Here is a 6729-nt window from a genome sequence, read left to right as displayed (position 1 = left end):
TCTTAGTACAAGCGTTATAGTACTCTTTAAAGATGAGTCATAAAGGTTTTGGATCAAGACTCACAATTATCATCCATTGCTGCTTTCGCTTGAATTAGGATTAACATGACAATGTCATTTCCGCAGGAAGAGTATTCAATTTCAGACCTAGACAGTGCCGTTGCAAAGCAGCGTCTGGTTCATGTTCTCGATTTTTTTAGTCAAGGTCTGTTTTATATGAGCAGCGATGGAAACATGGTGCTCTATAATCCAACATTTTATGTACAATTTGGTGTAAACAGCGAAACTATTTCCTATGCTGATTGGCTGAGTTTGGTTCATCCTATGGATCGTGCACTGCTCAACAGCCGCGTCGACAAGCATATCAGCACCACTGAATCAAGGGAATCGATTCAATACCGAGTCAAAAAAGCAAATGGTCAATATATCTGGTTAGAGGGGAATGCGGTCACAAAAAGTGTGAACGGTGAACATTTTATGGTGGGTAGCCATAAAGATATCTCCGATCAAAAATTGATGGAAGATTACATTCATCAAGCTGCATTTTTTGACAGCTCATCAGGCCTCTATAATCGAAGTAAATTACTGCTCGATATTGATGAGAAAGCACTCAAAATTGGAGAGCCTTATTCACTTATCTACATCCAACTTGAAGATATTAAGTCTTATCTCAATCAATACGGCTCAGATATTGTTAAAGATTTACTGAATCACGTCGTCAGTGCACTGCGTGAACTACCCGATGAATTTGCTGATTTTTACCGTATTCGCTCTGACGATTTTGCCATATTACTTAGAGGAGAACGCTCATACGATGAGCTCAAGCATATCTGCTCTCAAATAATGAAGCACTATTCGAAATCAGCCACGGAGCATGGGCACCTCTATGGTAATGATATTAGCATTGGTGTCTATCCTGAGATAAACCGTGCTATATCTGCCGATGAGTTGTTAAATATTGCATCACGAACTTGCCAATTTGCTAGTGCCAAAAATCATTCTCGTATCGAAATTTACAGTGGCCGAATTCAAAAAAACGTTGATCGTTATTTCTTCATCGAAAGAGGCTTAAAGGAAGCATTAGATCAACGTTCATTGTCCGTGAAATTCCAACCCATTATTCATGCACAATCAGGACAGGTATCCAGCTTTGAAGCCTTAGTCCGCTGGCGCTCAAAAGAGTTTGGTGAGATTTTCCCGGACGAATTTATTCCCGTTGCAGAAAAAAAGGGGCTGATTGTTGATTTAGGCTATTTTGTCTTCAAAAAAGCCTGTGAGTTTATTGGCCGTTACAATAAACAAAATGGGGTTAATATTCGGGTTAATATTAATGTTTCAGTCCTTCAACTTCTGAAAAGTGACTTCCCACAACAGATACTAACAATGGCTAAGGCTTCCGGTGTATTGCCCTCTTCGATTGTGTTAGAACTGACGGAAACTGTCATACTCGATGGCGATAAAAATGCGATTAACCAGCTTCACTCCTTAAATGAAATGGGGTTTCAACTGTCGCTGGATGATTTTGGAGCTGGTTTTAGCTCACTCAATAGCTTCTTTGATTTGCCCCTCAATCAAATTAAAATAGACAAAAGCATTGTATGGAAAACACTGACTAACCCAGCATCAGAACAATATTTGGCCTTTCTCATCCAGTTTTGTCACACCAATGGCGTCGACATTGTTATTGAGGGGGTTGAAAATGGCGACATGTACCAAAAATTTAAAGAGATGGGGGCAACTTATTTACAAGGCTATTGGTTTTCAAAACCACTATCTTTAGCCAGTGCAAGCCGCTATACATTAAATGCTGTCAATGAATAAGCACAAAAAATAGCTTAGCTAAATTAAGCACTTACACCTAAATTTTGAAGAAGCAGAGCGGAAAGGAAATAGTAAACCCTGTGAGCCCGACTGCGACTTCAAATCGCTTAAAGAACGTTGTTATTCTTTTTCTAGCACTAAGCGAGCATTGTGAGCTTGTATGGGCCGATTGTTATTTCCCATCACACTATGTAGTGCTGCACTTTGTTGCTGTGACAAACTTTTCGGCTGCTTGACCACCAACCATCTCACGCCTTCACTGCAAGGCGGCGTTGTGAGTGACCCATTAAAACGGTAATACTCATCTAGCTTAGGTAACAGTGACTGTACTGCTAACCCTTTTGCTAACGGCACATTCGCCCCAACTTTAGGCAACTCCGCAATAAGCTGAGCTAATGGTTCGTTCTGTGCACCCGTTTCAAACATCACCGCCAAAACTGCCAGATTGCCAGACGCATCAGCATGCACAAAATGCGCTTCTAAAGGATATTGATGTCCTTTAATTAAGTTTTCAGAAGGGGTATGGAAGTGAAATTGTTTGAGTTCAAATTCTGTACCATCCACTACCAGTGTATTTTTCCCTGAAACTGAGGCTTGCAGCGTGTGTCCATTGTTGGTCAATGCACTCACAACGCCTGAATAATGGATATCCAAAGATTTTAAATCAGCTTCAACGAGGCCATTGATATCAATTGGGCTTTGATTTTTGCCCATTTCACAAATTTTAGAAACATGTCCCCAATGTTCAGGGCCACGTTCACCTTCATATCCCCATTCATTTGCTTGCGCCACATAGGTAAAGCAAACGCTAATTGCCAGGGTCAACAGTTGTTTTTTCATTATCGTTCCTTGAGACAGCTTGTTATCTAAAATGTAACATTCAGGTTAATATCACGCGCACATGGTAATACATTCTTCATACCGCATCCGTGGTGAAAAATAACATTACATTGACGTGACTAGTCATTCATTTCAGTTCGCGCTCACCCTTTCCATGGCTAGCGCCGAACAATGTTTTGGCAAAACTGTTCGATATGTTTTCGGGTGGTATTGGGGTTCATTAAAACCGCTTTTTCTCCCGGAATATGTAAGCAATGTCCAGTATCATCATAATGAGTGCGCGCAATCGAATCGACCCAATTGGTGTTGAGATGCTGGCCTTTATGAGATAAGAACTGATGACGATGGTAGAGCGTATTCTCTACTATCGAATCAACCATAGAACCCTGACGGGCGACGTTCATTTCTTGCTCAAACATCGATTCAGCACACGTCACTTTCTGTGGGTCATAGAGACGAAAAGTAACACTTGGCCCTTGGTTTTCTACTGCTGCCACCTTGCAGTGTGGTAGAGCGGCTAATTGGCAGCGTAAATAATTAGCATTTTGCAATGTATGACCAATCACGGTTTGGTAGCCTTCGATACCTAAATGTTGCAGTGCTGAATAGGCAGAAAAAACACCCACGGCACTGCGTGAACATTCAATGGTCGATTGCAAATGGCTCTCTTCTCTTTGAGCATGTTCAAAGTAGGAGTAATAACCGGGATCTGTTTTTAATACCGCGAGATCGTGTTTGTTTTTGAGCATCACCAAGCTGGAAGTATAAGGGACATAACCCCATTTTTGAAAATCGACCGTAAATGAATCCGCTAATTGTAAACTTTTAATCCTCGGCAATAAGGATTCAATACCCGTCAGTGTTGCCCGATTAAGCGATAAAGGGTTGCGTTCAAAATCATACTCTTGAAAAAACAACATACTCCACCCAACAGCAGCATCAACATGAATATGTGGTTTCATCGAAATCGCATATTCTTGGCATCTTCTTTCTCTTATCGCATAAACCTGTTCAATATCATCAGTTGCGAAGGTATCGGTACTGCCAAATGTCAACATTATGCTAGGAACAGCAATGCCATTTTTAAAACAGAAAATCAATTGTTGGTCTAATTCAGCCAAATCCATTTCATTGTTATCTTTAACTTTGATCCGAATCGCTTTACCTTGAACATCAACCCCCAACAACGACAAATTTGTCATGTTTGAATAGTGACCTGCCTCTGAATTGAATATCCTGTAATCTTCTCCCGCCAAACCATTCAGAGCTGACTTTGGCAACGCTTTTCGAATACCTAATAGATAGCCGTACAAATTACAAAATGTACCTCCTTGTGTGAATACTCCAGTCGCTTGATCACTATCATAACCAGCTAAATGCGCGATCTGCCGCACGACTAATTTTTCCAGTTCAATGGCATCTCCCGCATATTCGCTATAAACCAAGTTAGGGTTGGCGATAGTCGCAAGTAGCGCACCGTGAATGGCCGGATCACAAGGTGTCGAGATCACATTTTCCACTGAGCGAGGGTCATCCCAGTTTTTTGAACGTTTGGCGGCATAAAGCGCTAAGTCGTTAAAAGGGTGAATGACGTGGCTCGAGTGTCGAGGAATGGTGTTTGAATGCCGTAATTGTTGCTGCAACGCAGTATTTACCACGGTTGGCGCATCAATTTTTCGCTCTTCAAGCCAACGGGCAATCTCGTGAATACGATACAAAGGCCAACGATTGGGATCGCGAGCAAAAAAATGCGCTTTCACTGTCTGGAAAATTTGCTCAAACGCAGGGTTCAGTTGATTGGCGTGCTCATCTATCCACACGCTATAATACGCTGTTTTCATGATGCTCTCTCCGTGCTTAATCCCAAATAAAACGCCGCGTTAGCGGCGTTTTATTACTTTAACTTAAAGTTGGAGACCAAGCGGTCAAGCTCATGGTTTGAGTAAGAGAGTGACTCCGTAGCACTGACGGTTTGTCTGCCACTCACCACCAATGATTCAACGATGTCTCTTATCGCTAGCATATTGCGACTGAGCTCTTCTGCGACTGTACTTTGCTGTTCGGTCGCAGCAGCAATCTGCGTACTCAAATCATCAATTTCGGAAACGGAAGTACTCATGATGTTTAAACTACCAGAAACTTCGGACGTTTTATCTGCTGTGGTTTGACATTGGTTTTTAGTTTTGTCCATTGCGGCTACAACGCTATCCGTCCCTTCAAGTAGCTTGGCCAGCATATCTGATATTTCAGTAGTGCTGTTTTGCGTTCTCGCCGCTAAAGCACGAACTTCATCTGCAACCACCGCAAACCCACGGCCTTGCTCACCCGCACGCGCCGCTTCGATCGCCGCATTCAACGCAAGCAAGTTCGTTTGCTCTGAAATAGCGCCAATCACGGTCAATACTTCGCTGATCTTGATCGCATCTTTGTTCATATTGGCAATGCGCTCAGACATCTGTTCAACATCACTCACCAATGAGCTGACCGTTTCAACCGCATTATTCACAATAATAATCGATTGTTTGGCCTCTTTGCTCGCCGAGTCAGTAATGTGATTCGATTGCGTAACGCTCTCTGCCACAGTACGTGCACTTTCACTCATTTCAGTAATGGCCGTCACCACTTGCTCTGTTTCAGATGAGTGCGAAAGCAGCATCCGCTCATTTTCCTTTGCCGTTTGACCTAACTGCTCAATATTAGAGGAGATGTTTTGACTGGCATCAGATATTTGCAACATCATTTTTTGTAGATTTTCTGAGAATAAATTGAAGCCTTGGCTTATCTGCGCTAAGTCATCATCACCATTCACCTCCAAGCGGCGTGTCAAATCACCAGAGCCTTTCGAAAGATCAAGTACCGCTTTTTTCAGGCGTAGCAAAGGCTTGTAGATATAATTAAGAATGACGAAGATTGCCGCGACGCTGATAATGAGCAAAATCACCCCAGTGTAAATAGCGCTACTTTGCGCTTCATACACATTAGCTAACGCCGTACCTTTGTCGACGAACACCATCATGGTCCAGTACATATTATCGGTTAGGTTAACGCGCTTGAAATAACCATCAAACTCAATGCCTAAATAAGGAAATGACAAATGACCAGCATCTTGCTGGCTAAAAAGTTTCTCCATTTCGAGGAAATTAGGGCTGACTTGCGAGGGCGTTCGTCCAATATCACTAGGATCATCACTAGCAAAAAAGACAGCATTCTTGTCGGTTAGTGTCGCTGCACCGCCAGCAAAGCGCATATTACTGACTTGGACAATAACCTCATCCAGTTGAATATCGCCAAGCAGTACTCCAATGAATTGACCTTGTTCATAGACGGGCATCACAGCACTGATCACACGTTTACCCGTAATTTGATCTTCATAAATCTCGGTTAGCAGTGATGAACGGGAGGTTTTAGCCTGTCGATACCAATCTTTATTAGTGAAGTTTTTTTTGCCTGTCACAACTCCGTTGTCTTTGTCAAACGACATATAGGCACGGCCATCGTCATACGCCATAATGACATTTGAAATTTGCGCACTCTCAGCTAACAATCGAACTAAGTTGACATTCTCTTGATCAGAAAGAGCAGATCGGAAATGTTGTGAACCTTTAACTACGGCTTGATAACGTGTTTTCACCCAAGATTCGAGTTCAGAAACGTGATAGTTGAGCTTGTTTTGAGTTTCTGTGGTTAAAGAGGTAATCATCTTCTCTTTTAACGACAGCATGTTGATGGTGCCCAAAACGATTAAAGAAATCGCAACGAGCAGTGCTACGCTCACATATATTCTGCTTTTAAAACCTAAAGTCATAGATTCACCCTCACCGTATAACAGCTAGAAAGATTAAGGTGAAACTTGATCATATTATTAATATGAATGGTAGACCAATGAGACACCTAGCCAACTTAATAAAATTGGTACACGGCGAACACTTATGCAAGTTATGTCATTAATATTTATTATTGAGTGCGCAAAGTGAATTTTACATTGAAAGACAAGATGATGATTTTTAATGGAAATACGTTGAGATGATGGTTAAGAAAAACGCGCAGTGGTGATGCTGCGCGCTGACT

4 protein-coding genes are annotated in these 6729 nt (G+C 42.0%); 1 reads left to right on the top strand and 3 read right to left on the bottom strand.

Annotated elements, in window-relative coordinates; genetic code table 11:
* The first annotated feature begins 105 nt into the window (after window positions 1-105).
* Window positions 106-1821 (top strand): putative bifunctional diguanylate cyclase/phosphodiesterase, encoded by a 1716-nt coding sequence (locus B9J87_RS16950; RefSeq protein ID WP_094151859.1) that lies wholly within the window; start codon window positions 106-108, stop codon window positions 1819-1821.
* Between the two features lie 120 nt (window positions 1822-1941).
* Here the strand turns inward: B9J87_RS16950 and B9J87_RS16945 are convergent, their stop codons facing one another.
* The 3 genes from B9J87_RS16945 to B9J87_RS16935 all read right to left on the bottom strand — a co-directional run bounded on the left by B9J87_RS16945 (window position 1942) and on the right by B9J87_RS16935 (window position 6466).
* Window positions 1942-2661, bottom strand: coding sequence for a carbonic anhydrase (locus B9J87_RS16945; protein WP_094124769.1), 720 nt, complete (start codon window positions 2659-2661; stop codon window positions 1942-1944).
* A gap of 158 nt (window positions 2662-2819) precedes the next feature.
* Window positions 2820-4502 carry a pyridoxal phosphate-dependent decarboxylase family protein gene (locus B9J87_RS16940; protein ID WP_094151856.1) on the bottom strand — a complete coding sequence of 561 codons (1683 nt, stop codon included), beginning with the start codon at window positions 4500-4502 and terminating at the stop codon, window positions 2820-2822.
* Window positions 4503-4555: 53 nt separating this feature from the next.
* Complete coding sequence (locus B9J87_RS16935; protein ID WP_088729682.1) at window positions 4556-6466, bottom strand: methyl-accepting chemotaxis protein; 1911 nt, start codon at window positions 6464-6466, stop codon at window positions 4556-4558.
* Window positions 6467-6729: the final 263 nt, after the last annotated feature.

This window comes from Vibrio sp. V19_P1S1T109 (assembly GCF_002241375.1).
Taxonomy (GTDB): Bacteria; Pseudomonadota; Gammaproteobacteria; order Enterobacterales; family Vibrionaceae; genus Vibrio; species Vibrio anguillarum.
Note: the sequence above shows the minus strand (reverse complement) of the source record. Positions and strands in the feature narration are given on the sequence as shown.